General features: G+C 47.7%; 23 protein-coding genes. 13 read left to right on the forward strand and 10 right to left on the reverse strand.

Annotated elements, in window-relative coordinates:
- Nucleotides 1-14 precede the first annotated feature (14 nt).
- Nucleotides 15-1,529, forward strand: coding sequence for a flavin monoamine oxidase family protein (locus AAAA73_RS03835; RefSeq protein WP_340596849.1), 1,515 nt, complete (start codon nt 15-17; stop codon nt 1,527-1,529).
- Here AAAA73_RS03835 and AAAA73_RS03840 read toward each other — a convergent pair.
- The 3 genes from AAAA73_RS03840 to AAAA73_RS03850 form a co-directional block, all read right to left on the reverse strand.
- Nucleotides 1,521-2,033, reverse strand: a complete 513-nt coding sequence (locus tag AAAA73_RS03840) for a hypothetical protein (RefSeq protein WP_340596850.1) — start codon at nt 2,031-2,033, stop codon at nt 1,521-1,523. The two genes, AAAA73_RS03835 and AAAA73_RS03840, sit on opposite strands and share 9 nt — an antisense overlap.
- Nucleotide 2,034: 1 nt before the next feature.
- Nucleotides 2,035-3,741: a hypothetical protein gene (locus AAAA73_RS03845; RefSeq protein WP_340596851.1), complete on the reverse strand. Its 1,707-nt coding sequence runs from the start codon at nt 3,739-3,741 to the stop codon at nt 2,035-2,037.
- A gap of 183 nt (nt 3,742-3,924) precedes the next feature.
- Entirely contained in the window at nt 3,925-4,779 is an 855-nt protein-coding gene (locus AAAA73_RS03850) for a hypothetical protein (protein ID WP_340596852.1), read from the reverse strand.
- A gap of 211 nt (nt 4,780-4,990) precedes the next feature.
- On the opposite strand from AAAA73_RS03850, the gene AAAA73_RS03855 reads away from it, so the two are divergent.
- Nucleotides 4,991-5,503, forward strand: coding sequence for a YceI family protein (locus AAAA73_RS03855; RefSeq protein WP_340596853.1), 513 nt, complete (start codon nt 4,991-4,993; stop codon nt 5,501-5,503).
- 3 nt (nt 5,504-5,506) lie between these two features.
- On the opposite strand, the gene AAAA73_RS03860 is transcribed toward AAAA73_RS03855, so the two are convergent.
- Both AAAA73_RS03860 and AAAA73_RS03865 read right to left on the reverse strand, forming a co-directional pair.
- Nucleotides 5,507-6,157, reverse strand: a complete 651-nt coding sequence (locus AAAA73_RS03860) for a hypothetical protein (RefSeq protein WP_340596854.1) — start codon at nt 6,155-6,157, stop codon at nt 5,507-5,509.
- Nucleotides 6,158-6,166: 9 nt separating this feature from the next.
- On the reverse strand, nt 6,167-7,339 hold the full coding sequence (locus tag AAAA73_RS03865) for a hypothetical protein (RefSeq protein ID WP_340596855.1): 1,173 nt from the start codon (nt 7,337-7,339) through the stop codon (nt 6,167-6,169).
- A gap of 79 nt (nt 7,340-7,418) precedes the next feature.
- Between AAAA73_RS03865 and AAAA73_RS03870 the strand changes: the two genes are divergently transcribed.
- The 3 genes from AAAA73_RS03870 to AAAA73_RS03880 all read left to right on the forward strand — a co-directional run bounded on the left by AAAA73_RS03870 (nt 7,419) and on the right by AAAA73_RS03880 (nt 9,501).
- Nucleotides 7,419-8,093 (forward strand): PilZ domain-containing protein, encoded by a 675-nt coding sequence (locus AAAA73_RS03870; protein WP_340596856.1) that lies wholly within the window; start codon nt 7,419-7,421, stop codon nt 8,091-8,093.
- 140 nt (nt 8,094-8,233) lie between these two features.
- Entirely contained in the window at nt 8,234-8,890 is a 657-nt protein-coding gene (gene folE, locus AAAA73_RS03875; protein ID WP_445292022.1) for a GTP cyclohydrolase I FolE, read from the forward strand.
- Nucleotides 8,891-9,048: 158 nt separating this feature from the next.
- Nucleotides 9,049-9,501 carry a hypothetical protein gene (locus tag AAAA73_RS03880; RefSeq protein WP_340596858.1) on the forward strand — a complete coding sequence of 151 codons (453 nt, stop codon included), beginning with the start codon at nt 9,049-9,051 and terminating at the stop codon, nt 9,499-9,501.
- 32 nt (nt 9,502-9,533) lie between these two features.
- Here AAAA73_RS03880 and pepN read toward each other — a convergent pair whose 3' ends face one another.
- Nucleotides 9,534-12,146: an aminopeptidase N gene (gene pepN, locus AAAA73_RS03885; protein WP_340596859.1), complete on the reverse strand. Its 2,613-nt coding sequence runs from the start codon at nt 12,144-12,146 to the stop codon at nt 9,534-9,536.
- 26 nt (nt 12,147-12,172) lie between these two features.
- On the opposite strand from pepN, the gene AAAA73_RS03890 reads away from it, so the two are divergent.
- The 6 genes from AAAA73_RS03890 (at nt 12,173) to AAAA73_RS03915 (ending at nt 17,736) form a co-directional block, all read left to right on the forward strand.
- Nucleotides 12,173-12,529: a VOC family protein gene (locus AAAA73_RS03890; protein ID WP_340596860.1), complete on the forward strand. Its 357-nt coding sequence runs from the start codon at nt 12,173-12,175 to the stop codon at nt 12,527-12,529.
- Between the two features lie 66 nt (nt 12,530-12,595).
- Nucleotides 12,596-14,740 carry an FUSC family protein gene (locus AAAA73_RS03895; protein WP_340596861.1) on the forward strand — a complete coding sequence of 715 codons (2,145 nt, stop codon included), beginning with the start codon at nt 12,596-12,598 and terminating at the stop codon, nt 14,738-14,740.
- Between the two features lie 73 nt (nt 14,741-14,813).
- Nucleotides 14,814-15,401 (forward strand): alpha/beta hydrolase family protein, encoded by a 588-nt coding sequence (locus AAAA73_RS03900; RefSeq protein WP_340596862.1) that lies wholly within the window; start codon nt 14,814-14,816, stop codon nt 15,399-15,401.
- A gap of 69 nt (nt 15,402-15,470) precedes the next feature.
- Nucleotides 15,471-16,031: a hypothetical protein gene (locus AAAA73_RS03905; RefSeq protein ID WP_340596863.1), complete on the forward strand. Its 561-nt coding sequence runs from the start codon at nt 15,471-15,473 to the stop codon at nt 16,029-16,031.
- A gap of 287 nt (nt 16,032-16,318) precedes the next feature.
- Nucleotides 16,319-17,266 carry a hypothetical protein gene (locus AAAA73_RS03910; protein ID WP_340596864.1) on the forward strand — a complete coding sequence of 316 codons (948 nt, stop codon included), beginning with the start codon at nt 16,319-16,321 and terminating at the stop codon, nt 17,264-17,266.
- Between the two features lie 167 nt (nt 17,267-17,433).
- Nucleotides 17,434-17,736 (forward strand): hypothetical protein, encoded by a 303-nt coding sequence (locus AAAA73_RS03915; RefSeq protein ID WP_340596865.1) that lies wholly within the window; start codon nt 17,434-17,436, stop codon nt 17,734-17,736.
- Nucleotides 17,737-17,778: 42 nt separating this feature from the next.
- On the opposite strand, the gene AAAA73_RS03920 is transcribed toward AAAA73_RS03915, so the two are convergent.
- From AAAA73_RS03920 to AAAA73_RS03930, 3 genes are all read right to left on the reverse strand, one after another.
- On the reverse strand, nt 17,779-18,945 hold the full coding sequence (locus AAAA73_RS03920) for a bifunctional 2-methylcitrate synthase/citrate synthase (protein ID WP_340596866.1): 1,167 nt from the start codon (nt 18,943-18,945) through the stop codon (nt 17,779-17,781).
- 183 nt (nt 18,946-19,128) lie between these two features.
- Nucleotides 19,129-19,938, reverse strand: a complete 810-nt coding sequence (locus AAAA73_RS03925) for a hypothetical protein (RefSeq protein WP_340596867.1) — start codon at nt 19,936-19,938, stop codon at nt 19,129-19,131.
- Between the two features lie 126 nt (nt 19,939-20,064).
- Nucleotides 20,065-21,192 carry a DUF3943 domain-containing protein gene (locus AAAA73_RS03930; protein WP_340596868.1) on the reverse strand — a complete coding sequence of 376 codons (1,128 nt, stop codon included), beginning with the start codon at nt 21,190-21,192 and terminating at the stop codon, nt 20,065-20,067.
- Nucleotides 21,193-21,422: 230 nt separating this feature from the next.
- Between AAAA73_RS03930 and AAAA73_RS03935 the strand changes: the two genes are divergently transcribed.
- Nucleotides 21,423-23,492 carry an AarF/ABC1/UbiB kinase family protein gene (locus AAAA73_RS03935; RefSeq protein ID WP_340596869.1) on the forward strand — a complete coding sequence of 690 codons (2,070 nt, stop codon included), beginning with the start codon at nt 21,423-21,425 and terminating at the stop codon, nt 23,490-23,492.
- 69 nt (nt 23,493-23,561) lie between these two features.
- The gene (locus AAAA73_RS03940; protein ID WP_340596870.1) at nt 23,562-25,274 is read left to right on the forward strand and encodes a glutamine--tRNA ligase/YqeY domain fusion protein; all 1,713 of its coding nucleotides are present in this window, start codon (nt 23,562-23,564) and stop codon (nt 25,272-25,274) included.
- A 101-nt stretch (nt 25,275-25,375) separates the two neighbouring features.
- Here AAAA73_RS03940 and AAAA73_RS03945 read toward each other — a convergent pair whose 3' ends face one another.
- Complete coding sequence (locus AAAA73_RS03945; RefSeq protein ID WP_340596871.1) at nt 25,376-26,647, reverse strand: hypothetical protein; 1,272 nt, start codon at nt 26,645-26,647, stop codon at nt 25,376-25,378.
- Nucleotides 26,648-26,718: the final 71 nt, after the last annotated feature.

Consider the following 26,718-nt stretch of genomic DNA (forward strand, 5'->3'; position numbering starts at 1 on the left):
CAGGTGAGGGATTGATGGCAAAAAGTTCTTTAAATCGTCGCGAGTTTTTAAAAATTTCTGCGCTGAGTTCAAGCGGCTTCTTTGTTTCGGGGGCATTATCAGGTTGTACCAGCCTGGATCGCCTTTTTACCGGTGACAAACGCAATCTCGACGGTGAAGTGGTGATTTTAGGAGCGGGCGCCGCTGGTCTTGCTGCGGCATACACTTTAAAGAAAAACAAAGTTCCCTTCCGCCTATTTGAAGGCTCCTCACGTCTGGGCGGCCGTGTGCAAACGGTTTCCGTTTATCCTCAAGGGGAACCATTGGCAGAACTTGGCGCCGAGTTCTTTGAGGAATCTCATCGCACAGTTTTCACTCTGGCCAAGGAATTCAGCCTGAACACTGTTCAACTGAAAACCACCAAAGGTTTGGAAGCTCACGTATTTCGCTTCGACGGTCGCACCTATCGGGTTCAGGATATTCTGCCAAAATTGAAAACCCTGACAGCACCAATACGCCGTGTCCGCGCGGATCTTTTCCGCAATTCCGAGGTGACGCTCACATACCGCAATGCCAATGTGTATGACCGGGCGGAATATTATGACAGTCTTTCATTGAAGGATCTTTTGAACTCGTGGGCCGGTGAGGTCGATCCGGTTATTTTGAAGTTGATCGAGAGCCAGGCCGTGGCGCGATTCGGAGTGGATGCGGACGAGCAGTCTTCTTTGCATTTTCTAAATACCCTGGATTCAGAGGGCAGTTCCTTGCTGAGCGGCAGAAACACTTATCGTCTTGAGGGCGGTCTGACCAACTTCATGCAGTTGATGGGTGCGCGTGTGGCCGGTGTCATTCCGGATAGCAGTGTAAAAATGAATCATGCCTTGGTGGAGATCTCGGAAAAAGAGGGTGTCTTCACTTTGAGTTTTCAAACACCCGAAGGACGTCAGCAATATCAAACTCGCAATGTCATCTGCACTTTGCCGTTCACAAAACTTCGTGAAGTCAGAAACATTCAGTCGCTGGATTTTTCTGAACCCAAAAAGGCAGCGCTGACTAATTTGAATTATGCCACTCACAGCAAAGGTGTGCTGGGTTTCGAAAACCCATTCTGGACGAAAAAGCATGGCGCGATGGCAGCTAATTTGGGGAATTTCACGGGCGATTACCTGACCCAAAAATTTTGGGATAGTGGACGGGAACAAAGTGGCACACGAGGTCTGTTAAGTTATTCCCGTGCCGGCAAATCCGGTTTGCAGGCCGGTAGTGCAGCAGAGAAGCAAGCACTTGCTGATCTGGAATTGTTCTACAGGGATTTACCGGAAAACGTCCGAGTTCACCAGATGGTGAACTGGAAAAATCGTCCGTGGGCAGGTGGCTCCATGGCGTATTATTCAAAAGGTCAGTACATGAAATTCAGAGGAGCGGCCGGGGAGCCTGAGTACGGTAATCGCTTTTTATTTGCAGGGGAGCACACGAGCCTGAAATTCCCGGGCACCTTGAACGGTGCCCTAGAGACGGGAATCCTGGCAGCCAATTCGATATCAGTTTAGCTTAACTGTTAAAACAGCGGATTCACCTTTGGAGGCGATGAAGCTGTCGACATCGGATTTGTTAATCGCGCTGACTTTGTTTTGCAGGCGGTTGGCAGTCTTGGACATCCCTTGTGGAGATGTGCCATCAGCATTTACCCACGAGTAGTTTTGTTGTGGGGATACCACGAACACTACAATGTTATATGAAGGGCGGAAGCCCTCTTTTTCAACCTGCACCTGTGGCAGAGTGACTTTGTCGCCGGTGATGTAAACCGTGCGGGATTCTTTGACCTGGGAAATATTCAACTGAGATGGATCTGTGGAGATGAAAGGTCTGGAGCCCACAGCATAAAGAACTGTCAGGTATTGACCTTTGTAGTTTCCAAGTTGCGTGACTTCAATCGAAGGCACTGCTTCCAATTTCGCAGCTCTTGCGGATTTGGAGGACAGTGAACCTGTCATCAAGCCCAGGCCAATAATCAAAGTCAGTGCATTGATAGCGGCTAGTTTAAAAGATTTCATACTAAAGTGCTCCTGCTTTCGCGTAATCCAGGTACATGACTAAGTGACCTTTTGGATCCATAACGACGCGGTTAATGTCGAGTTTAATTCCTAAAATTTCTGGAGGAAGTGGGAACGCGCCTGGGATGGCCTCGTCCTTATTCTTCCAGCCGGCGCATTGTTCACGAAGTTTGTCTTTGATTCCTTCGCGAACTTTACCTTTAAGAAGCTTGCCAGCAAGTGAGAAGTATTTGTCGTCCATCGCCAGGGTTTCCGGGTCAATGGAGTACAGCACCAGCTGCATGCCGCTCTTATCCGCCATTTGGCGCAATTTTGCAATGATATCAAAATCCACTACGATCTTTTCTTTCAGGAAAATTGAATCCGGCTTGTTTTCAACCGAGACGCGCAATTTAACGAAGGTTTCGTTGCCCTTTAGCGGCATAGCTACTGGCGCTTTTACATAATCAATCAATGGGGCTGCCATCATTCTCAAAGTGGAACCATCAGACATGGCGATGCGTTCAAAATTACGGCGTTCAAAGGAAAGTTGCATGATGCGGTTAATGAGGCCGCGATCCAGGCTTAATCCGATGTCATAGTTGGTTTGAGGGATAAGTCCCCAAGTGACCGCGCCGCGGGATTTATCAATAGGGCGTGGCGTGCTGCGAGGATTGATCGGGTCTTCTGCATAGGCTCCCAAATCAACATTCAAGGACTCTTTCAGTCCGATATTTTGTAAACGCAGGCCCCATTTGAAATCAGGGCGGTTGTCGTTGGGTTCTTTGCCTGGAGGCACCATGTTTTGGACCTGATCCAGATTGCCGGTCAAAAGCTGTTTGGCTTTTTCATTCAGCATCGCTGGCAATTGGTTGCGCGCAAAGTTACCCAGGTTCTCGCGTACTGAAGTCAGGATCGCGGGAGCCTGCTCCACGAACAATTTGTCGATTTCAGCGTTGTTCAGCAAAAACTTTTTGCCGTTAATTTCGATCGCGAATGTTGGAACCAATAGTTTTTTATACTCAAGTGAAACCGGGATCGAGTTCAAATTGTTTTCAACTTCCAGGGCTTCAAACTCCAGATGTCCATAGGCGTTCATGCGCAGATAAAAAGGCAGACGGATTTTCAGCGGGTTTTTCTCATCACCAGCAGCAAGGCTGACATCTTCCGCACCGATTTTGCCCAGGAACTCGTTATCAACATCCCAGACTTTGACGGAGTTGGTGCCAATAGTCAGATGTTTGACTTCCAGTTCGATGGCAAGGATTGCGCCTTCGCGCTTACCCAGTTTTTCCATCAAGGCGCGATCAGTCACCAGGGAGAAGCGCGAAAAATTTGCGACGAAACCGGATTCTCCGATTTCAATAGTCGGGCGATGGTCATTCAAAGAAAACCCCACCAGCCACTTCGTCAGCAAGTCACGCACTTGCTTGTACATGTTAACTGCGTCGCCATTTTCCTTGGCATAGTCGTCAGGATTGATGGGCTTTTCAAAAGTATAGGACAGAGCAGGGAAGTACCCCTCATCCAATTTGACACCCAAATTACCCAGAATTTTTGACAGCTTCGTATCGAAAAGTTTCATCCCACGATTGGTCACATGCAACTGAACGGCGTTGTTCAGAAGGTGCTCCTGGGTCATGTACGGGTCTGCATCCATGGCCTGGGCCTGAAGGCTGGTGACCCCCATGAGCAGCGGAAGTAATAGTTTTGATGACTTACGAAGCACGCGTGACCCCTTGGGTAGAAAGTTCTGCCCTGGGCATTGCAAAGGCAGTACCGACTCAAATGAAATAGGTTGGAGTTCCCCGGGGATTTCGCCCGAAAGACTGACAAAGGCCTGAACGAGTGGGTAAAAAAGAAAAAGCCCCGCGAGGTGCAGGGCTTTTTGGATTTTGCGTCTTTTAGTGAATTAGAAATTCCAGCCGTAACCCGCGCGGAGAATCATCTGAGTAGCGGAAGAGGTGTTGTTATCCGGGAACATGGCATAGTCGAACTGAATCGGCACGAACGTGCGCTTGTCCAGATGCCAGTCCACTCCGAAAGAACCTACCACCGTCTGGTTTGTCGAGATTTTGGAAGTGTCCAATACGTTGGAGGATTTTTGCATTGCAAACAGGAAGCCCAAACCGCCGCCCACTGTGAAGTCCATGGAGGACGTGCGGAAGACCGTGTAGCGAATCAATGCATTAAGGCCCAAGTAACCAAGTTCTGCCGTACAATTGGAACCCGCAGTACAAGTACCACCAGAAAATCCAGAGGGAGCTTTCCCAGACACATTCAACGATTCATAACCAACCAAAGCTTTCACGCTGATGTTTTTGTCCAGGTACGTTTGATAAAAACCATTCACATTGAAACTGGTGCCCGTCATGGTCATACCGGAAGTTGAGGACTTCACATCCATGGAGCTATTGGCCATACCAGCGATAACACCCCAGGCTCTTTTGCCAGAGCTGGAGCTTGCACGGCTGTTCACTTCATTCGGAGCGGCACTCATGCGACCTTGAAAGCGTTGCAGGGACTGGCCTGCGGCAGCGGCGCCTTTGGAGACCGTTGCGATGGCGCGGCCACCTTGAACTTTTGAAACTTGAATCAACCCACGCTTTTTACCACTGCTGTCGATCGAGAAAAATTGATCGCCAACGAGGGCTGTGTCACCTTCAAGATCGATCAGGGCTTTGCCGCCAGAGACTTTTAAAATCTTTGCTGCGTTCGCGGTGAGTGAAAGGCATAGAAGTATCAGGGTGGTTGCTAGTGTTTTCATACGGGCTCTATCGACACAATTTGGGATTATCTTAATGTCTGGACGAAGCTCCGTGTTCCATCTCATTCTGAGAATCCTCGAATGGGAGCGGGCCTTCAAAGGAGCTGGCCTCTTGTCCGGGGGTGCCCTAAGCAGATTTTTTGACTCCAAGGGGTGCAACTTCCCGGTAAGCTGTGTATGATTTTATTTCCAATTGTTAAATGGGGGATAAATGAAATCGGTTATTGCAGCAGCAGTGGTGATGTTCGGTGTTTCAGGTGCCTTTGCCCAATCCGTAGTGATTGACGTGACTTTGAATCCGATGGGGGATTTCAAGGCGAAAACAAATCAAGTTAAAGGAACGGCGCAAGTGAACGGAGACGAGGTTTCCGCTCAAAACATCCTGGTCAATATGAAGAGTTTGAAGACGGGTGTCGAGTTGCGCGACAAGCATACACAAAAATATCTGGAAACAGACAAACATCCAATCGCTTACCTTATCTCAGCAAAAGGCAAGGGCGGCAAAGGTGTTGGTAAAATCAAAGTTAAAGGTATCGAAAAAGACATCGCAGGAACTTACAAAGTTGAAGGCGGTTTGTTGAAGGCTGAGTTTGAAGTGAATGCTTCTGATTTTGGTATCAAGGATATCAATTACATGGGCGTGGGCACGGAAGACATTGTGAAACTTCACGTTGAAGTTCCGGTGGGTGCAGCAGCTCCAGCAAAAGCCAAAGCTGCAAAGTAGCTATTAGAATCGGTAATTGACGCCGATTTTCCACATATAGGCTCCTTCATCGAGGGGGCCTATCGCTTGATAAAAATCCCAATCCGTAAATAGACGCAAGGACATGTCAGCAAGAATTGCCACATTTGTGGCCTTGGCCGCAGAAGAGCTGACTCCGCTGCCTGAAGGTAAATCCAGATTGCGGTGATAAATAAACGCGGAACCTCCCAGGTTCACTTGATCTGTCAGTTTCCAAAATGCTCTGGGTGTTAAACCATAAATCTTGAATGACTCTCGCTCCATTTTGATGTCGTTGTCGAAAGGACCGCTGTTGGCGCGTCCTGATCCCAACACTGCCCCAATGCTCCAGCCCCATTGCGCGCGTTCGAACTCTCTTTCAATCACGATGCCGGCACCGTTAAGACTCATGTTGGACGATTGAGTTGTCGCACCTTGGGTGACTGACAGTTTTTCATTCCATTGAAGGCTGGTCAGTCCCACAATCCAAAACTCTCCGGGATCTGTTGGCAATCGCATGCCGCGCGGGCGCAGGGTGGTGTCAGTGATTTCTTCTGTCGGAAACTCGGAGTCTTCAAAGGTCTCGGTGTTTTCAGTCTGGGCGAAAACGGAAACGGCTGAAAGCAAAAGACTGAGGGTGATAAGGATTCTTTTCATTCCGCTCTCCTAGTAAGAAACATGCACTTGGGTTTGTAACAACCAAGTGTCATCAACCCCGGCGTTGTCCAGATTTGTTTTTCCATTGGTCAGCCCCAAACGGTACTCGGTTCGTGGCAAAGGAAACGCGAGCAGACCGAAACTGTATTTCAAGTTTTCGGCAGATGAGCTTTGAATATCGTCTTTGGAGTGTTCCAGTGTTGCCAGCAGATTATATCCGCGGGTCAGATAAACCATGGATTGCAACCAGGCATAAGAGCCAAGCTGTGGATCAAGTCCCATGCCTTTGCGGGTCTGTTCTTTCAAGCCCGCTTCCGCCAGCAGAGATGTTCCTTTGGAAAGTCCCATGCGGCCTGTGACACCGGCCAGGCGCCAGCGTGTTTCGTCGGATTCTGAAGCCAGCACCGAGCCGCCAATTTTGAATTTTTCATAAACTTGATACTCACCAGTGACAGAGACACCTTGTTGGCGCTTTTCAGGTTGAGTGTAAACGCTGCCAAAAAACGGATTGATGGCAATATCCCAGGTTGGGTAGGTGATATGTGCCATCGCCCCCAAAGATTGGCCGAACTGATCCAGGCCCACGTTGGTGGCAGGGAAGCGATTGACTGCGGTATGGTCGACGTTTCTGATGCCGTAGGCTTTGTCCATCTGACCGGCGTACCACCACAGATAATTACTTTGTTTGAAGCGCAGATAAAATTCCTTGGCGTACATCGTCCACTTGTCGATGGTGGTTTCAGGAATGTCCATCTCCGCATAGGAGGCCGTCGTGACCAATGTGAAGCGTTGCTTTTTATCAAAGAAGAAATTCAAGTTCAGGTCATTTTGCATATTGACCCATTTGTTCACTTCGTTGCTGCCGTTGGGATTTCTTTGAAAGTAGAGTCCGCGGTATTTGATGCCGGGACGGAAAAACCACGGCAAAGGTTTGTTCACCAAGAAACCGGAAGTGTTGGCAATGGCTTCCTCATCCATCGAATCCGGGTAAACGGCGCGAGAGGTGATCTCTTGTGCAAATAACGCTCTTCCGTAGTCGTTCAATGCGCCACCACCCAAACCACTATAATGGCAAGTGATGCAAGAAGAATAACCGTAACTGATGAAATCAGGATAGGCGATGGCTTGTTTTGAAACTAAAAAAACACCGATAAAATAGAGGTAAAAACTGAGTTGTCTCACAACTAAACAGTCTATTAAGAAGATGCGGGGAAGCAACAAAAAACTGAATTCCCACATTTGCTATGCCGATAAGAAGATCATGAGAAAAACTATCGGTATTACACACGGTCCTTGGGTGATCATCCCGGCAGCATTCACACTTATGGTGATTCCGGTGATGGATTTCACCACCATGCACACGGGCACCACTGGAACCTTGGAAGCCATCGGGTGGTTGGTGGCCTTTGGCGCCGGTATCAGTTTTTTAATTCGTCACAAGCTTTTGTGGTTAATGGGTTTGGTTTTCTGCGCCTTGTTTATTGCGATCAACCTGTCACATCTGGTGTTTTTTCAGGAGCCACCTCTGGATACCGAAGTCGCGGTTTTTAAAATCGTCAGCACCATCATGGTGGCGGGGATTGCCTGGCTTTATTTTTCCCGATCGCCGGATTTGGATCGCCGCCAGCACTGGATGGAGCAGACGGCCCATCGCTACTATGTCGATATCCCTGTCGTACTGATGGGTAAAGAGAATTGCCGTATCCTGGATTTATCCTATACGGGCTCTCGCATCATGCTTCCCCAGGCCCGCGAAAAGTTCAAGGTCGGGCAGATGATCTCGGTGGAGATCCCGGATATTGACGATATTCTCTGTCAGGGCAAAATTATTGCAGTTTCGCATAGTGAAATTCGAGTCCACTTCGTGGATACCTCTGACCATGAAAAAGAGCTCATTCGTCAGTGGTTAGGCAGTCAAAATTTGCAAAGTGTTTAAGCTTTCTCTTCCTTGCAAGGCCATTTTAGGGCATAAGAAATCATCTTTGGATTCCAATCGACAGGCAGGTCATCGTGGCAAAGGCAAAAGCTAAAAAAATCACTAAAAAAGGTGCAGGTAAAAACACACCTAAAAGAGTTGTGGATTCTGAGATCGAGCAGATCCTAAGCACCAAAGATATCCTGGATAATGTTCGTCCAACACCGATGATCGACAACGGACTTACCAACGAACAGAAGATTGAAAAAATCACTGAAAAATTCACGGAAATTCTGGAAGTACTGGGGTTGGATCTTGAGGATGACAGCCTGGCTGACACGCCTAAACGTGTGGCTAAGATGTATGTGAATGAAGTCTTCGGTGGATTGGATCCGCATAAATTTCCAAAGATGACTGTTATTGATAACAAGATGAACTACGATCAAATGATCGTGGTGCAAAATATCGAATGCCTGTCATTCTGTGAACATCATCTTTTGCCAATCGATGGATTTGCAACCGTGGCTTACATTCCCTACAAAAAGGTGATCGGACTATCCAAAATCAACCGCATTGTACAATACTTCGCACGTCGTCCTCAGGTGCAGGAACGCCTGACGAAACAGATCGCGGATTGCTTGCAGTATGTGTTGGATACGGATCACGTTGCGGTTCATATCAACGCTAAACATTACTGCGTGATGATGAGGGGTATTGAGGATACTCACAGTACAACGGCGACTTCGGATGTACGTGGGCACTTTAAAACTCTTCCAGAGACCCGCGAAGAATTCCTTCACCACTGCCGCTTAAAATAGGTGAGCTGTCCTGACATTTTTTGATACTTAGACAGGGGCTTGAGAAAGCTTCATATTCTAATGCAATAGATACGCTTTAAGGCTCCGGAAACGGGGCCTTTTTCTTGCTATTACCCAGCTGAAATCAAGATTCATTCATCAAGGTGGGATCATAGCTTATGAAAAAAGCATTGTGTGCTCTATCGATTATTGCTCTTACGTGGACCGCGGGCGCCAAAGCCGATGTGGATTCTTTTATTCGCCAGGAAGTTGAAATGTTGGCCGTAAAAGCAGCCCTTTCCGCGGATCACCCGGATCGCCTGATGCACCTACAGAATATCCAAAGAGCTTCTGAGTATAAAAAATCCCTGAGTCCAACTACGGGTATTGCTAAAGCAGAAACCGCTGCCAAGACCTCACAAGCCACAAATGCCGTTGCAAATGAAATTGGTAAAGTTGATTCTTTTATTCGTCAGGAAGTGGAAATGCTGGCCGTAAAATCAGCCCTATCCGCAGATCATCCGGATCGCCTGGTGCACATACAAAACATCCAGAAGGCTTCAGACTACAAGAAGACTCTTTTAGCCCAAGCGGCTTCCGGCATCATTTCCTGCCAAGTTGTATTTAAATAAAAAAAACCACGGCAATCGGCCGTGGTCGTTTTTTAAAGAGCGGACTGCAAAAGTTCGCGTGAGTTTTTTGACATTCCCGGAACATCCACCATGCGTTTAATTTGCTTCATGGCTTGCGCTTTCAATTCAGGCTCAAGCTTCCCAACAAAATTAAATGCCGAGCACAGACGTGCTGCCACTTGTGGATTCTTTGGATCGATTTCAATAATCATATCCGCGATGAACTCGTAAGCTTTCTCGTTATTGAAGCTGACCAGGTTCGTCGTGAAAGCACGTAGCAAAGAATACACGTTGTTCGGGTTGTTGATGTTGAACGTTGGATTCTTCGTCAAAGCTTTGATCTCGTCCAAAATTTGCGGACGGTGAGCCAGGGCCTGAACCGTGAACCACTTGTTGATCACAACTGAATCGTTCTTCCAATTGGTATGGAAGTCCGCCAGAACTTTTTCGCGATGAACGCTTTCTGAATCCGCCAAAATCATCAGCGCCGTCATACGGTCTGTCATGTTTTGGGCTTCCCAGTACTGCGTGTTCACCAGTTCGTAAATTTCCGGATCATGCAAATCAGCCAGATAATGCAAAGCCTGGTTTTTCAACAGGCGTTGGCCGAAGACTTTGGTGTCACGGCTCTTAGGCTCCACGTTGTGATACTTTTTGTAAGTCGCAAGAAGAGTCTCTTTATTGCCCTTGGCGATTTCACGACGGATCGTCTGGCGGGCCTGATCGAAGGCCTTTGGATCCAGAACCGGCTCCATTTGTGCCAGTACCGCAAGACTTGGCAGCTGTAACATTTTGGCTTTGAACGCAGCATCCATGGACTCATCATTCATCACAGCAGACATCGCTTTCAGGAAGCGGGCATCCACTTTCATCTCCTGGCCATTGCGAGCTTGTTTGATCAATCCAGACATCAAACGCAGCGCCAGTTTTTGCGCCATCTCACGACGGTTGAAAGAGTCGGTGTCTTTTTCCATCAGGAAATAAAGATCTTCCTCGGAAGCCTCCCAGTTCAAATTCACCGGAGCCGAAAACTCGCGCAGAATTGAAAGCACCGGGCGGGCTTTGACGCCTTTGAAAACATAATTTTCTTTTTGTGATTTTAGTTCGATGACATGTTGGCCATCGCTGTTTTTCTCGATCTTTTCACAATCCAAATGAAGTTCCTGTCCGGATTTATCCAGAAGTCCCATCATCAGTGGAATATGGAAAGGCTCTTTCATCGTTTGACCCGGAGTTGGCGGGCAGGATTGCTCCAGGCTTAAATGGAATTCCCCAGCCTTTTCATCATAGCGTTCCTGAATGGAAACCACCGGAGTGCCTGATTGATTGTACCAGCGTTTGAACTGAGTGAAGTCTTTGCCATTGGGCTCAGAGATTGCCGCTGCAAAATCTTCCGTCGTTACGGCTTGCCCGTCATGACGTTTGAAGTATTCGTCCATCCCTTTGCGGAAACCTTTGCGGCCCACAATCGTTTGCATCATGCGAATCAGCTCAGATCCTTTTTCGTAGATCGTCATCGTAAAGAAATTATCCACGGCCATGCAGGATTCAGGGCGAACCGGATGGGAGTTAGGACCCGCATCTTCTGCAAATTGGCCCGTACGCAAAGAGTCCACGTCTTCAATGCGTTGCACGCCTCGGTCGGTCATGTCAGCAGAGAATTCCTGATCGCGGAATACGGTCAGGCCTTCTTTCAAAGAAAGCTGGAACCAGTCACGTAAAGTCACACGGTTTCCTGTCCAGTTATGGAAGTATTCGTGAGCAACTACTGATTCAATGGCGTGGAAGTCTGAATCTGTTGCAGAGTTTGAGTCTGCCAACACCAGACGGGAATTGAAGATATTCAGACCTTTGTTTTCCATGGCGCCGGCATTGAAATCATCAATAGCCACAATCATGTATTCATTCAAATCATACTCGCGGCCGAAAACCTCTTCGTCCCACTTCATTGATTTTTGCAGGGACTCCAGGGCATGCCAGCAGCGATCCTGCTTGCCGTGAGCAGCGTAGACTTCCAAGTTAACTTTACGACCGGAAGACGTTGTGAAGGTGTCACGAATCACACCCAGATCACCGGCGACCAGTGCAAACAGGTAACAAGGTTTTTTATGTGGATCGCTCCAGTAAGCTTTGTGACGGCCATTGCCCAGGTCTTCGATTTTTACGCGATCGCCATTTGAAAGCAGAACTGGGTATTTGGTTTTGTCCGCTTCAATGGTCACCGTATAAGAGGTCATCACATCCGGACGATCCAGGAACCATGTGATTTTACGGAATCCCTGCGCTTCACATTGGGTGCAGAAGATCCCGTTGGATTTATAAAGTCCTTCAAGGGATGTGTTGTTTTGCGGCTCCAATTGAGTTTCAATTTCCAGAACAAATTCCGCAGGCACATTTGGAATCGTCAGTTCCTCTGCATTGACTGAGTAGTCGGCAGTCGACAGGACCTTGTCGTTGATTTTGACACTGACAAGTTTAAGTTCCTCGCCATTGAGTTGCAGGGGAACACCCGCGGTCACAGTCTTGATTTTTGATTTGGCGATAACTCGACAAAAGTCCTCATTCAGAATGAAGTCGAGGTGTACGGACTCCACGGAAAAAGCAGGGGCTTTATAGTCCTTAAGGTAAATTTTCTCTTGTTTCATGGGTCCTCGCTTCTGATAATAGAACAATGAGTTTGAGCCTGACTTCTATCACAATTAACACTGCACAGCTACAGAACATGCTGAATTTTTACAGCCATTTAGGCTTTAAATTTCAACAGACTAAAGTGGACAAAGGCAGTGAGGTTCATCGCGCTGTGCATGATGGGGTTGAATTCTCATTGTATTCCCTGCCAGCCGCTCAGAAGTCTCAGATTCCCAGCCTTCAGCTTGGATTTCAAATTACAGGCTTGGAAGCTGCAGTATCAAATTTGGTAAAAGTCCCTGGGGCTTTGTTAATTTTGGATCCAACGGAAATGCCAGATGGTATGAAGGCCATTCTATTGGACCCTGATGGTCATTCTATCGAACTTTGTCAGAAATAAGATTCACATTTAATGGGAATTAGCCAGAGTACTTGTTTCGCTCCCTCAGAGGAGTAGCATGGAAGAATGGCTGTTGCTAAATCGCGCTCGCTTTGGGCAAATCTTTTTACTTTTGATCGATCTCGTTTGGACTTATGGGTTGCGTCACGCAGCGCAATGGCGGTGGGAATTGCACTAATGATCGGCGTGTGGCTGAACTCGTCCACGATCGGTTTGATTATCGTAATGGGTGTGTTGAATGCCTGTTTTTCTGATAACTCCGATGCCTATGCTTTTAGGGCTAAACGTATGACTCGGGCAGCGGTGATCACAGCTCTGTTGGTTTTTTTGGCGTCGATTTCTTCTGCGAACTTTTACCTTTCTTTGGTGTTGATCACGTTGATTGCATTTGCGGCGGGCTATGTGATTATTTTCGATACCGTATTGGGTGAGCTGGGTGTCGTTGCGATGAGTACCTTTGTGGTGTTCAGTGCGCACAAGGTGGATCCTGCGCAGGCCCTGCATTTAAGTTTATTTGCGCTGTTGGGTGCCGGTATTCAAATGGTGTTGGCGTTGGCTCTGTGGCCGTTGCGTCGCTATCGACCGGAGCGACGGGCACTGTCTAAGTTCTTTATGGACTTAAGCTCACTCTGCGATCTGCAATTCAAACCTGACGAGATCCCTGGCGGAAGTGCCCAAAGCATTGATACGCAGATAAATCTTGGAGCCATCTCCCAGGATGTGCGTCCTGAAGGTCGAAGATATCGCTCGCTTCTGACTCAAGGGGAGCGACTCCGTTTGGGGATTTTATCATTGGGACGACTGAAGAATCGCATTGATCGCGAAAACAAAGGCAACCCTTCGGTGGATATCATTGCCGATTTTTTGGCGATGGAAAAAATGCTTTTGCAAAAGGTGTCCTACATTATCACTCACGAACAAAAGGTTCAGGAAGCCCGCGAATACCTGAAGGCACTCGAAGTGGATTTGGCAAAAGTTCGTGACAGTGACTTTAGCAATCAGTCTGTATTCATGAAAGTTGTACTGAGCGATGCTCTTCGACAAATGGAAAACATGGTGGGGCAGTCAAGGGCGGTGATTGAACTTGCTGCGCGAACAACGGAAGCCGGAATGGTTGAGTCTGAACGCAATGAAAACGCACGCCCATGGCGATTTCGTTTTCGCGGGATTTGGGCGACGATCAGGGCAAATTTCACTTTCCACTCTCCGGGTTTTCGCCATGCTTTGCGACTTGCAATCTGTGTGGCCGTGGCCGAAATCGTTGGTCGCTTGCTGGCGACCGAGAGAGGTTACTGGGTGCCGATGACGGTCGCCATCGTGTTGAAGTCGGACTATTCCTCAACCTTTCACCGCGGTCTTTTGCGTATGGGTGGAACTATCGTGGGACTGTTGCTTGCGACGGTTCTGGTCACGGTTCTGCCCATGGAACCTGTTTGGACCCTTGGCTTGATGGTGTTTTTTGCGTTCTTGATGCGTTGGGTGGGGCGGGCAAATTACGGAATATTTGCAATTTCAGTAAGTGCCGTCGTGGTGTTGTTGGTCGCGATGACAGGTGTACCTCCCAAGAATGTTATCTGGGACAGGGGATTCAACACCGTGCTGGGCGGTGTGATGGCGATGCTGGCTTATTTGTTATGGCCGACCTGGGAGAAAACCCAACTGTCAGACGTCGTTGCCAGAATGCTTGATACCTATCGCAAGTCATTCAGAGCCACGGCGGGATTAAGTCTTTCTGGGCAGGCGGTTAGTATCGCAGAGCGGGATCGATTGCGTCAGCAATCCAGAGTGGCCCGTGCGGAGTATATGGCCTCCATGGATCGCTATTTGTATGAGCGGGGATCCACGGACAAGGACCGGGAGTTTTTGGCGGGTATTACGGCTGCGGGGAACCGATTTGCCCATGCGATGGTTGCGATCGAGTCCGCGTCCCCCTTTGCTCTGGATTCCCATCAGCAAAGTATATTCGCAAAATTCGTTCAGGACATCGAATCCACTTTGCAGAATCTTTCTGAAGCTCTTCGCGGCAAGGACGTGGCCAATAACGAGTATCCGGATTTACGAATTTCATTTGTGGAGCTGGAAAAAATGCGGGGTGAGGAAGGACGTCATGGATTGTTCTATGACGAAACCGATCGCATGACCAACAGCCTTAACACCTTGCGCGAGTTTGTTCTGCAAAGACTGCAACAAAACCGCCTGGAGTCCAAGTAGTCCAATGTAAAACCACATAGGACTTACCTGAAGGAAGTCTGAGTTTTAAAATCAGATTCAAGGGGAGGTCTTTATGAAAGTCACCGTCACCTTCAATGCCCAGGATAGACTTTTGGAAGCCGGCCTGTTCATTCCTGAAAACAATAGCGATGAAGAGCCCTTGGCCTCAGTGATCATCGAGGGCGCCATGACTGGAGCTGGCCCGAAATACGCAGACCAAGTGGCCCGCCGACTTTGTCAGGAGGGGTTTGTCTGTCTGGTTGTGGATCACGCATTCTACCTGGAAGATCAAAGAGCCCCGCATTCCTGGGAATCGCCCAGTAAGCGTGTCGGGGACATAGTCGCCGCCTTGAATTTTTTAAAAGATAACAATGTGGTTAATCCTGAAAAAATTGTGGCAGTTGGTTTAAGCGCCGGCGCCGAGTACATGGCGCAAGCCCTGATGAATACAGATATCTGTAAAGGTTTTGTGATCATCGATGAGGACCGTGATGGGGTTGCAGACCTTCCTTCTCGAGTGCACGTACCTGCGACGCGGATTACGGACTACAGCTATGAGCTGGCCAGCGAGGATGCCGCGATTTGGATTAACACGCTATTCAGTCAAATGTCGCCATTGAGTCGACATGACTTTGCTGCCTGGAATACCTTTAGTGAATAGTGTCTCAGGGTGAAACAGGGCATGGCTCTTGTATTGAGTATCTGTAAGATCGAACGAAAGGGTCTATAGATGCAGGTGTCCAAGTTCAAAGTTGTTGTAGCGGTGGTTCTGACGCTTTTAATGGGTCTTTCAGCGGCTGAGGCGGCAAATAAGAAGTCTCTTATCAAAATGGGACAGCCCAAAAAGGTCCCTGCTGTGAGCAAAAGCTGGCAACGTGAAGTTATCGCTGATTTGTATGCTGCGACGGCCTCAGCAGAGAATCTGGATTCCCAGTTGGAACCCTTGATGAATGCATCGGGATATTCTTATTTTCAAAAATGGAAACGCGGTATAGATGAAGTGGCCTTGCAAAAGCAATTCGCCAAGGGCATGAAGAGTCATCTGCAAATCATGGCGGTTCTGTTTGAAAAACACGGCAAATCCAAAAAGTTTGATCGCTTGAACGAATTTGAATTTCAAAATCTGGTTCGCCGCAGTGACTATATCCTGTCCTTGCCAGTTTCCAAACAGGCCATTGATGCGAGTATGTCAGTTAAAAAGTTCTCTGCTGATTTCAGAGTAACCCTTGATGCCTATAATAAAGTTCGTATGCGTTTTGACTCGAAAAGTATTCAACTGGCGCAAAAATAACGGTCTCTCCCAGTGAGTGTGTCGAAATATAGAATCGGTTAATTTAATTGGACTTAGTATCAGTTTAATTTGCATCTGATCAGGAAGTCTCCTTTCTCATGGGAAGACAGGGGGCTTTTTGATATCCTGATAATATGAGGATCAGGGTCTATCTTCTCCCTATAACGATTGTCGTGGGTACCGCGGCCTTAGGGTTTTTTCTGAGGCAAGGTCCTGCTATATCAGCGGCAACGATAGATCAAAAATACTCAGTTCCTGTAGCTCCCAAACCACAACCCATTCCCACAGTGAAGCCCAGCGACGATTTCTGCAGCAGCAGTTACGAAGCGATCTGCAAGGAAAGCGCACACGCTGATCCTACGGGGGAAACCTCTTTGGACTACCGTGGAGAAATTCGGGCTCTGCGCGTACTCAGGAAAATAGTTCGCACCAATCCAGGTTGGACGACGGATCAGGTCGAAGACGAATTAGTGAAGCGCATTTACACTCCAGAGCGGAAGGCCAAACTTCAGCGAATCTTCGAGTATGTTCGCGGGCAGATGACTGCTTATATCGAAGGGCAAAATTCCAATGTCTTGCGGGATGCCGATAAGGCCTTTTTGATTGATCGTATCAAACGGGTGCAGCTGGAGCTGCCGGTGGATCGCACGACCTATGCGGACGTGACAGATCTATACACGAAAAGTGAAATCTATTATGAGCGCAGTTCTTCCGGAGAAGAGCATAGAGTCCGGGTGGGAGGCGCCTACGTCCTGAACACCTCTTCGGAATACAGTATCATCTTTACCATGGCTCACGAACTGGCGCACGCCATTGATCCGTGCGGGATCCCTCACAACTCCGTGAACCATGCGGTGTATGATGAACTGGTTCAGTGCTTTGTGGACAGTCAGTGGATTAGCAAAGACGAAGCTCAATGCGGCAACAAGGACAAGTCCTCGGAGGTTTTCGCGGATTGGCTGGGGACGGAGATTCTGGCCCGGGCCATTCGCCAACAGACAAGTTACAGCTTACAGGATAAAACCCGCGCAGCGATAAATGCGGTTCGTGACCTGTGCGATGATTCATCGGGTTTTGAGAAAGTTAATTTGGAGTATTATCCCACCGATGTTGTGCGTGTAGGTGGAATTTTTGCCAACAACACTTTGTTGCGCAAAGAATTGCAGTGTTCGGCTTCTTCCAAAGCAAAGCCCTATTGCCGATTTGATTCACTTCCTTCGAAAGGCAGCAATTAATGGACAGGTGTCGCTGGTTTAATTGTGCTCTAATAACAATTGGATTTCTATTCCTGGGGGCTTGTGCGAGCAATCCCAAAAAAGAAGCTTCATTTATTTCGCCTTCAGCGGCGGCGGTGCCCGATAGCAGGATCAGTATTAACTATCATTTGCGGCATAACTATTACTTGTTTCAGATGCAATCCGGTGGTGCTGGCGTTTATACCGCAAAAAGCACAGTGAATGAAAAGGTGATAGAGAATCGCCCGGTCTCCCGGGAAAAGTATATTGCATTTGCCAATCGTGTTTATGACTTTGCGGAAAAGTACAATGGTTCGGTAGCGACCCAGGATGACTGTAAAAGTCCATTCACTATTCGGATGGAAAAAGCGGGGGCCGTGAAGGATGTTCAAGGTTGTCGGGGCAGCGACGAGACCGGGGAGCTCGGAAAGATCATCCGAGAGGGCGAGATCCTGTTCTATTCTGAATAAAAAAAAGCCCACTCTCGCGAGCGGGCTTTTTTACTGGAAAAATTAATTTCTCTCAGACAAAGGAACAACTTTACGTTGTTCAGCACCCACGTACTCAGAAAGAGGACGGATGATGCGGTTGTCAGCAGTTTGCTCCATGATGTGAGCAGACCAACCAGTTGTACGAGCCATAACGAAGATCGGAGTAAAGAAGTCGATCTCGAAGCCCATCATGTAGTATGCAGGACCCGCTGGGAAATCCAGGTTAGGGTAGATCTTTTTCTTATCAACCATAACTTTTTCCAAAGCCGTGTACATTTGCATCCATTTTTGTTCGCCAGTTACGTCAGCCATAACTTGCGCGTATTTTTTCATGGTTGGAACGCGAGAGTCGCCAGAGCGGTAAACGCGGTGACCGAAGCCCATAACTTTTTTCTTTTGTGCCAATGCATCGATCATCCACTGTTCAGCCTTAGCCGGATCAGCGATTTCTTTCATCATATGCATAACCATTTCATTCGCACCACCATGCAAAGGACCTTTCAACGCACCGATACCCGCAACAGTTGCAGAGTAGATATCAGATTGAGTTGAAGTCACAACACGTGCTGTGAACGTGGAAGCATTGAAGCTGTGTTCAGCGTAAAGGATCAAAGAAACGTCGAATGCCTTAACAACTTCTTTTTGCGGTACTTTACCAAAGCACATGTGGAAGAAGTTTTCAGCCATCGTCAAATCAGCTTTTGGAGGAATGAAATCCAAACCTTTTTTGAAACGGTAGTCAGCAGCAACAGCCGTTGGAATTTTCGCCAACAACATCATCGCTTTGTCCATGTTCGTTGCTGGAGATGAATCCCAGATACGAGCGTCTTCACAACCCATGAAAGATACAGCCGTACGGATAGAATCCATAGGGTGGCATTTTTGTGGAAGTGATTTGATCACGTTCAAGCAAGTCGCAGTGATGTCGCGGTTTGCGCGTTCTTTTTTAGTGAAGTCAGCAAGTTGAGTTTTGTTTGGCAACTCGCCATTGTACATAAGGTACGCTACTTCTTCGAAAGAGCAGTTTTCAGCCAAGTCTTGAACTGGGTAACCGCGGTAGATCAAAGAGTTTGTGTGTGGGTTCACTTTAGATACAGAAGATGTATCCATTACCACGCCATCAAGACCTTTTTTTACGTTCATCTTTTCCGGTTCTGGTACGTAATCTGGATTGATATATTCAGCCATAATTTCCTCCGATCGCACTTTCCCGAAAACCGGCTGGCGCCTTTTTGACGGTATGGTGCGTTAGTTAAAGTAAAGTAATGGCTCGAGGCTAGTCCTTGCCCCCTCCTCGGTCAAGCGGAGGCAAGGAGGGAGCAGTGTGGCAGGTGGGATTTTTGCGATGCGTTTTGCTGTGCAAGCGGTCTTTTAAACCGAAACTCTGACTGCAATGGAGGCAGTGTAACCTCCGGTTGACGAGTTTGCTGAGACTGTCAGCATTTCTGTCGATGTGCCGTCACTGAAAATTCCGTCTGCGGAATTATCCATCATTCCTGAAGTGCCCTTGTAGCCGTAGGTTGTTTGGGCGGCGACAGTGCGATTGACACTCATCGGGAATGCAAATTGGGCGATCTTTATAGGGGAGGCATCGTCCAGGCCCGCGTAAACTTCGGCATGAATGTGAATCGCTCGCCCCGTGTACCAACCGGGATAGATTGTTGTGAAAGTGACTTCACCGTTGGAATCTGTTTGTTGAATTCCGCGGAAGTAAGTCTCGGAGCTGGAGTGTGAGCCACCGTTGTTAGAGGCCGTGTAGGCTGAGTAAACTCCTGCAGGGGTGCAGTGCCAGATATAGATGTAGTAGTTTGGCAACGTCGCGCAACTGTTGCGCACATTTTGAAGAGAAATATTCAAAGTTAACGGAACTCCACTGAAGCTTTCGCCGATATCGCGACGAATGATGGGCGAGCCTGTGTAGACTTTGTCCAATCGGGTCGACGTGCCGTCACCGGCCGTGTTTGATCCGTCGGCAGGGAAGGGACCGTTTGTTTCATTGGCACTCTCCACACAGCTTCCACCCGTGGAACCACTGGAATCATCACTATCACTGGAAGTTGTTAAGGGGGAAAATCCCGTCTGATTGCATCCTGCCAGCATCACAGTTGCGCCAGCGCCCAGAAGGGCGGCAAGAAGTTGACGTCTTTGCATTCCATTGAACTTCGGTGCTTGGTCGCACATGGGTACCTCCGTACATTTATAAATGTAGAAGGCAACTATTGAAGGATCATGGAGTCGTATCAAAATGAAAAGAAAGCCCGGACATTTTGCCGGGCTTAACGTCATAAATGAATTGAGGATAGGAGACTAGAAGCGGAATTGCATTTCCACGCCCCAGATATTTCCACGTTCGATGCCCGCCGTTGTGGCAGGAGCCTTGCGAACCGTCATTTGCGCGCGTGCTTCCTGAATCACTTCGGAGCCCACGAGTTTGTTGATGTGTTCTGCAGCGACACCCATTGGATTCATCACGATCATCGCGAATGAACCAAGTCTTTCAGAGCCCAGAAGTTTTCCGTCGTTGGCTTTAATCTTTTGTTCTGCGCGATAGAAAAGTTCACCCAGGATAGATCCCACGATGGGTGTGGCGAACAAGTCCTGGATTGATGGTTGTTCAGCAAACGCCTCAACACCGAATTCCCAGAAGAATGTCGACATCAATACAGAATAACCGAAAGACTCCATCGCACTTAGGCCTTCATTACGAGCCACCTGATAGTATGCAGCGCCAGAGTACGGGTGACCAATGTAGTTGATCATCCAGTCGTCTTTATCCATATGCGGGCCGGCTTTGATATTCTCTTTCCAGTTTTTACCCAGATTCTTCATCTCGGATTTGTCCCAGTTGGTGAAACTTTCAGGCATCATGTACAGGATCCCAGCCACGCCCAGGGCGGCCAAGGCCACGTTGCGGGTGGCGGTCACAATATTTTTTTCTGTAGAAGTGTACTTCTTAATATTGATTTCTTTTTTCCATTGAACTTCACTTGATTCACTCAGGACAGTGACTGTAGCGATGGGCTTTTGATTGTCGACAACACACAAACCTTTAACGTCGTTCAAGGCTTTGAGTGTTTTGTTATTTTGTAGTTCTGACTGAATAGCCAGGCAGGCTTCCTGATCGCGAGTATCAATCGAAATGACCTGTCCTTTAAGCATCATTCGTTTTTGGTCGCCGGCTTCTTTTTCACGAGCCAGGCGTTCAATGTCGGCCTTCGTATAAAAAGGACCTTTGTTATTAATAAGGTCTGCCACCGCATCTTTAGGTTGATTGCCGTGGTTTAGATAGTCCATAGCGCTTTTATTCCAGTCGATGGGAGCAGCTGCATTCGTCTTTGTCTTAACATTAGTCAATGGCGCAAAATTGCTGGCGACAGCGGCGTTGACCTGAAGGGCTGCGACTCCAAATGTAATATAGCGAAGGATCGTCTTCATTTCTGGCACTCCTTAAATAACAAAATTACTGATACTTGTTCGGATGCAAGACTGTGGCCTAAGGGGGCCTTAATTCATTTAAATGGCTCTGGGCGTGACAATTGTGGGCTCTCGTCCAAGAGCTGTACACCTTATGTGCAGGCTGAATTCTTCTGGAGCGGGTGTGGAATATGCACCATGCGAACGAGATTGTTCCTAGGTTTTCGTATTTGAATGTGCAGGACAAACAGATGAGTGGTTTATTAAAGCTATTTATATTTTCATTGGTTGGCTTTTTTGGGGTCGTGGCTTTGGCCATTCCCAAAGATGTTGGTCTTTATTTGTCCTATGAGCAGCGCTTGGCAACTACTTATGCCTTGATGGCTTCCGGCTTGGAGCCTGTCCAGCAGGAAATTCTTTTGGATCGCGGAATCAATTACTTCAGGTTAGCGGCAGAAATGCCGGTTGAAACTATCGAAGTTAAAAGCTTTAAGGATTTTTTGAAGGCATTCAGAGGTGAGTGGCCCAACACGCAAAGTACAAGCTTGGATTTGGAAATTCTGGAGAAGGCGTCACCGCGTGCCTTCCGTATATTTAAGTCTGCCAGTGCCCGCGTGCAAAAACAAATCGATGAATATATAGAGTGGCAAGAACAGAAATTAAAAACAATGGGCTCTGAAGCAAAGGGTTCAAAGATTCCCATGCTGAATCCTGAGATTTTGGCGCAAGCGGCGCTGCTAATGCAGTCAGAGGCAGGACAAAAACACGGGAAAAAATTATTTCTTCAACACAGTGATCAGTTCTTTCAGGAACAGTTGAAGGAGTTTGATCGTATCGGTGAAAAGGTAGCGACTTCTGGGCTGGCACAAACAGATGACCGCATCACCAAACTTGTGATGGAAACAATCCTTTCCGAATACTTCGCGCGACTTTCATTGGCTTCCAAAAAATTGATTGTGTCTTCATTTTTGGGCGGCGACCTTCAGATGGGCGATATGCAAAAGTTTGAGGTGATGGTGCAAAACTCCGGGCCTCAATTGCAAAAGCTTTTGCAGGTTGTGGCTCGTCAGGGTGGTCTTGATCCTGCGATGTTGCAGATTTTCAAACGACTTGAGGATGCAGTTCGCTCGGTGCCATATCATCAGGTCGAACAGATTCTTAAGAATGAAAACAAGAATTACGACTTCACGTACTTCGAACGAAAACCACTGGGTGTCGGCACGATGGCGCAGGTTCATCGCGCAAAAATCCAGGTGAATGGTCAGCGTCGGGATGTCGTGGTTCGCTTTATCAAGCCGGAAATTGAAACTCGTGTGCACGAGGACGCGCGCATTCTGGCCGAAGTGGCGGCTATTTTGGATACCAATATCGAGTATTTGAAATCGGGAATGCCCAAGATGGGGCCGTTGGTTTCAGATATCACGGCGACCGTTACTGCGGAGCTAAGTCAGGATGATACAGTGGCACGTCAGTCGTTGGCGGCTAAGCGATACAATCAGGAAGTTTTCATGAAGACGGCTGGTTATAAAAACACCGTTCAGTTTCATGTTCCGGAAATTTACTCGCCGAAATTGAGTAAGTCTAAATTTATGGTGCAGGAAATGGTGTTTGGCCGAAAACTCGACAAGGAAGCCAAAGACTGGCAGCAGGTCGCGCCTAAATTAAGAGCTGGAATTGTTGAGACCCTGGTTCAAGTATGGGGACAGGAAGCTTTGTTTGGCAGTGGATTCTATCACTCGGACTTGCATCAAGGTAACTTCCTGGTTCGTTTTGGTGATGACAAAATCAGAGTGAATCTTTTGGATTTTGGTATGGGTGGCCAAATCTCCCCAGAGATGCAGCAGAATATTCTGCTGTTGGAATCAGCATTGTCGATCCACGATTCCGATTTGATTGGCCGCGCACTGTGGGAAATCAGCAACAAGGCCGGCAACTCGGTGAGTGAGTCTCAGTTTAAAATGCTGGTTCGGGCTAAAGTTAGAAAAGGCTTTAAGACTGCAGATGATGTGTCGACGGAAGAATGGACTAAATGGGCCATGAACCACGGTTTGCGCTTGCCTTACGACTTTATCAACATAAACCGAGGTATTACCATTTTGAAGAAGCTATTGCAGGATAGTGGTAGCACCGAGGATTTGCGTTCCATCATGTCCAAAGTAGCACTGAAGCATCCTAAGAAAGTCATCAACACATTGGTTGGGAAAAATCTGCTTTCTCCAGTGGAATTGGTCAAAGCCGGTGTGAGCACTTTGATAAACCCACCATTGCCGCCAGTCACCAAGCCCGCTGCCATTATCTCGTGCCAGTCCGTGTTCAACTAGAAGCGTCGATTTAGGAAATCAGGGGCTGGACTTGACAGTTTAGGGGGCGGGGAGTGTACTAAATGGATCATGAATAAGCCCAATAATTCCAATAATAAAGCCGCTCCCAAGTCCAACGAAAAAGCTCCCGCTGAAGGCGCGAATTTTTTGAAGCAAATCATCGAAAAGGATCTTGAATCCGGCAAAGTGAAAGAAGTGGTTACACGCTTTCCACCAGAACCGAATGGTTATCTTCACTTGGGTCACGCAAAATCAATTTGTTTGAACTTCGGTTTAGCGCAGGAATACGGCGGTCGTTGCCATTTGCGTTTTGACGACACCAATCCAGAGACAGAAGACACTGAATACGTTGAATCCATCATGAATGATGTGAAGTGGTTGGGTTTTGATTGGGGCAAACACCTTTATTATGCTTCTGATTATTTCGAAGAGATTTACCAATGGGCTGAGCAGTTGATCAAAGATAACAAGGCCTATGTTGATTCTCAGAATGAAGAAGAAGTGCGCGTTAACCGTGGTGACTTCACTCGTCCGGGAAAAAACTCTCCCTTCCGTGAGCGCACTGTTGAGGAAAATCTTGATTTGTTCCGCCGCATGCGTGCAGGCGAGTTCGCGGAAGGTCAACACATCCTTCGTGCCAAAATCGACATGGCTTCGCCGAATATGAATATGCGTGATCCACTGCTGTATCGCATTCGTAAAGCGCACCATCACAGAACTGGCGACAAGTGGTGCATTTATCCAATGTACGACTATGCCCATCCGCTTTCTGATGCGAAAGAGATGATCACACATTCAATTTGTACCTTGGAATTCCAGGATCACAGACCATTCTATGATTGGTGTGTGGAAAACGTGAATGTTCCAGGCGAACCGCACCAATACGAATTTGCGCGCATGAACATGACTTACTTTGTGATGAGTAAGCGCAAGCTTTTGCAATTGGTCAAAGAAGGCTTGGTAATGGGTTGGGATGATCCTCGTATGCCGACTCTGTCAGGTGTTCGTCGTCGTGGTTACACGCCGGAGTCTTTGCAACGATTTGCAAAACGCATTGGTGTCTCTAAAGCGGAAAGTTTGATCGAATACGATACTTTGGAAGCTTGTGTGCGCGACCATCTGGATGAGGTCTCTCATCGTGCAATGGCAGTTCTTGATCCTATCAAAGTTGTGATCACGAATCTTGAAGACGGGCATAAAGAAACTATTCTGTCTTCCGTTCATCCGAAGAACGCGGACCTTGGCAAGCGTGAGCTGTCTTTCACTAAAGAAGTTTACATTGATGGTTCTGACTTCATGGAAAATCCTCCAGAGGATTTCTTCCGTCTGGGGCCAGGCCGTGAAGTGCGTCTGCGCAATGCCTATGTTATTAAATGCAACGAAGTGATCAAGGATGCATCCGGCAAAGTAAAAGAACTTCACTGCGAATACTACAAAGAGACTTTGGGCGGCAAACCACTGGCTGACGGTCGTAAAGTAAAAGGTATCGTTCACTGGGTATCTGCCTCAGATTGCATCGATGCGGAAGTACGCATGTACGGTCGCTTGTTTAAAACCGCTCATCCAGAGGACGTGGCAGAAGGTCAGGATTTCAAGATCAACCTGAACCCTGAATCCTTGAAGGTGATTAAGAACGCGAAGCTTGAGCCAAGCCTGGCTAAAGCTTCCTTGGAAAATCGTTACCAATTCGAGCGCGTGGGTTATTTCTGCTTGGATAACAAAGACTCCAAGCCGGGCAACCTGGTCTTCAATATGGTAGTGGATCTGGCAAGCTCCCACTAAAAGGTAACAGTTCCCTTTTTGGAAAAGAAAAAGCCCGGTTCATCACCGGGCTTTTTTATTGGGGTAATTCGGTTAAAAGTTAATATTCCCTCTTTCTAATCCTATTTAATAAATCTTAAGTACAAGTCGTAAACCAATCCGTAACTGTTATCTTTCATGACCACCACTGATTTGTAGCGAACCATGTTCCCGTGTTGGTCGACCTCTTTGTAACGGCGGTCGTATTTCAAGTCGATCGCGATCACGCCTTTTTCATCCAGAGAGTGCAGCTCAGAAGCCTGTGCGACACCGTCCAGATTGTCGTCCTTCCACAGTTTCAGTGCGCCGAATACAGAGTCTGCGCCAGTGATAATGCGGTCTTTGTCTTCATCATGTTTCGCAAGGGCGTGGAAGCCTTGTTTTGCGAATTTCTTATCAGGACCCAGAGTCGCATCGCCGAACAACTCGTTGATACCCAGAACTTGACCCTGACCGTTTGGAAGAACCAGGAAGTAGTTCTCAGTGTCAGCGGAAGCAAACCATGCTGTTCTGACTGGTTTGTGATTGTTCAATGCACCCAGAAGGTCAAACATCACACCGTGCTCCGGCGCAGTCAGGGCAATTGGTTTTGGTGACTGCGTATTCAATTGCAAAAGCAACGGGTCGATCACATCAGCATCTTCACAGGCAGAGTCACCTTCAAAGCCGACAAGTACGTTGGCAATCTGTGGTTTGCCTTGCAACTTGCCATCTTTTCCGATGCGGAATGCAGAGTTCACATCAATAAAGCCTGCGACGGTATCTAGGATTGGTGCCACAGCTTTGGCTGCGCTATCCATTGAATACTTATATGGAGATTGAGCTTTGCTTCCATTCCAAAAGACCACCGCATAAACACCTTCAGTAAGAGGCGAATTTACCGGGAATTCGATATTCTTCGAAAGTGCCAGTTGCTCTTTGAAACGTTTGGAGTCAGCTTCGCTATCCCAAACCTGGATGGCAGTCGCTTGTGCTGCCAAGGAACCCATGCTTGACTTGTATAAGACGGCAACGATCTTGGAGGCTCCCGCAAGAGTCGTCATTTTTTCGGAATTTATTTTAGGTCCGCACACAGCGTTTGGTGTCACGCTGATCATGCTGGAGGATGAAGAGTCAGGAGTACTGCTGTCTTCGCCATCGTCTGGGCTTGAAGAATCAGGGATGCTGCCTTCATTCGGAGCCGGGAAGTCGGAGATGCCATTGTCAAAGACATTGGAATTGTCCAGAGCGGATTGCTTGGCTCTAGGATCAATACTAAATGCTGCTTTGGAACAGTTTTGAAATGAGACGATTGTTACTGCCGAACCAAGCAAGATCGAAAGCTTAGCCAGGTTCCCACGAAGATTTCTCATCATTCCTCCCCCCAGAGTCATAAGAGACAAATGTTAGCGTTGCAAACTTGGGCCCACCTCGAATTGACTCCAGA

The organism is Bdellovibrio sp. GT3, assembly GCF_037996765.1.
In the GTDB taxonomy this organism is placed as follows: domain Bacteria; phylum Bdellovibrionota; class Bdellovibrionia; order Bdellovibrionales; family Bdellovibrionaceae; genus Bdellovibrio.